The sequence below is a fragment of the Vibrio sp. 1151_11 genome (assembly GCF_029478525.1).
Lineage (GTDB): Bacteria > Pseudomonadota > Gammaproteobacteria > Enterobacterales > Vibrionaceae > Vibrio > Vibrio anguillarum.
The window spans coordinates 1-2122 of sequence record NZ_SHMN01000074.1 but is presented as its reverse complement, the minus strand read 5'-3'; the positions used below and the strand labels follow the sequence as shown (position 1 = coordinate 2122).

Here is a 2122-nt window from a genome sequence, read left to right as displayed (position 1 = left end):
TGTCGAGTAGACGACACCTGTTACCAAGTGTCGCCCCTCTAAGAACCCAGCGTGCAACTTTCACCGCACTAGGCTCAAGCCTTCACGAAGGCACCAGTTGGCACCCAGCAACTTACAAAGCAGTGAGAGCAGGCTCATGCCAAGAGTTGCGACTTTGCCTCTTTGACTTTCTCTTTGCCAGGTATTCTTGGTGTTGAGGATCAAAAGGTGTAGCGGCACTCCTGATTTTCACATGTCTCTCTATCGGCACTTTGGCTATTTGAAACAGATTGAACTGACAATCCATATTCATGATCTTCTGCCAACCGTGAAATTGCCATTGACCTTGACGGTTGATGAAGTATTTAAGAGCGACCCAAGTTCTAGACTTTGTTGGATGACGCCTTTTAGCCCAGTGCCATAACGCATGGAATAGCTTGTGACCTACATATCCGAATGCCTGTTTAGCTACACAGTGTCGATAGTAATTCGACCAGCCCCTGAGTTTCGGATTTACCAACTTGATTAAATCGTTAACGGGGATAGTTGCGTGCTTTTTGATGAGTTCACGCAAGTTACTCAAGAACAGCAGTGTGTTGGATTTGCTCGGTTTAATGAGCAATTTCCCTTTGTACTTCCTATGATTAAAGCCTAAGAAGTCAAAACCACGGCTGATATGGGTAATGTGCGTTTTCTCTTCGGAGAGTGTTAAGCCTCTTTCTGCTAAGAAATCAGCAATCAACGGTTTAATATCGTTCTCCAGCACTTCCTTTGAAGCACAGGTGACGACGAAATCGTCGGCGTATCCAATAAAGTTGGCTCTAGCACCCTTTTTTAGTGCAGTAGACTTTATGCGTTGCTCAAGCCCTACAAGAGTCATAAGCATCAAGGTCGGAGATATGACCCCACCTTGTGGTGTTCCCTCGTCAGTGCGATAGAACAACCCTTTGTCTATAAAACCAGACTTTAGCCATTGTTCCAACATACGTTTATCTACGGCAATGTTGTCCATAAGCCATTGATGTCCGATCTTGTCGAAACAGGCTTTGATGTCTCCCTCAAGAACCCATTGAGCTGATTTCTTTAATGCCAGACACTTGAAGCACTGTGCGACTGCATCGGCAGTGCTGCGGTTTGGTCTAAATCCATAGCTGTTAGGGTCGGCAAGTGTTTCTGATACAGGCTCCAGAGCAAGAAGATGAAGCGCTTGCTGCGCTCTATCGACCATGCAGGGGATACCTAGTGGTCTGAGCTTGCCATTTTTCTTGGGGATGTAGATACGCTTGAGCGGTTTGGCTTGATAAGCTTTTCTGCTCAATTGATTGACTGCTTTCATGCGGCGCGTATCCGTGCTCCAGATAACGCCATCAATTCCAGGCGCTTTACTGCCTTTATTTTGAGATACCCGCTTAACAGCAAGAAGTTTTGCTGATCGCGAGTGAGTCAGTATCCACTGCAACGCTTTCGCTTTGCTGTGTTTACCTTCTCGTGTTGCCTTTGCAATACGCATCTGAAGCTTTAAAACATTAGATTCAACGTCTTTCCAATTGGTGGATTGCCATTGAGCACTGTCAGGAGATGCACTAATCTCTTTTGAAATCATCATTTGCGTTTCTCCTTGAATAAAGTTCTTCAAATTCTCTTGCAACGGAAGACCAGTCGGAAGTCAGCCCACTTTCGTGATCAGATAGGGATCTGTATCTGCATCGTTACAATGCAGCCTTCGCTTTTTCCAACCTCCTATACCTGCATCACTATCGGCCACGAAGGCTTTCCCAGAGGGAGTGATACAGGCTTACCGTGTTCCGTATGTCGCGCAATGTCAGTGTAGATGCCCGCTATAGTGCGGAGAGTTCAACGATCACGAAAGAGCACGGGGCAATCTCTTTCCGACTCTCATGCCTTTTGGCCACAGCGTATTAACCACTTCCGCTGATTCATCATATAACGCACCTTATGCGGATTCACTTATGTTCATCATGCTGACTACCTAGCACTCACCCGATTGTGGTTATCAGGAGGATCGTTCTCTCGCGATTTAGATCCCGACTGGTGCATGACCAGTCTTCGTTACATTGTCAGACTCGCTACTTTATTCAGAGTCCTAGGTTCATCTGGTGATACAGATGGTTCACACATTAAG

1 protein-coding gene is annotated in these 2122 nt (G+C 46.1%); it reads right to left on the bottom strand.

Annotated features, from left to right (window positions below; genetic code table 11):
* Nucleotides 1-112 precede the first annotated feature (112 nt).
* Nucleotides 113-1585, bottom strand: coding sequence for a group II intron reverse transcriptase/maturase (ltrA, locus tag EXZ60_RS18780; RefSeq protein WP_277436147.1), 1473 nt, complete (start codon nt 1583-1585; stop codon nt 113-115).
* Nucleotides 1586-2122: the final 537 nt, after the last annotated feature.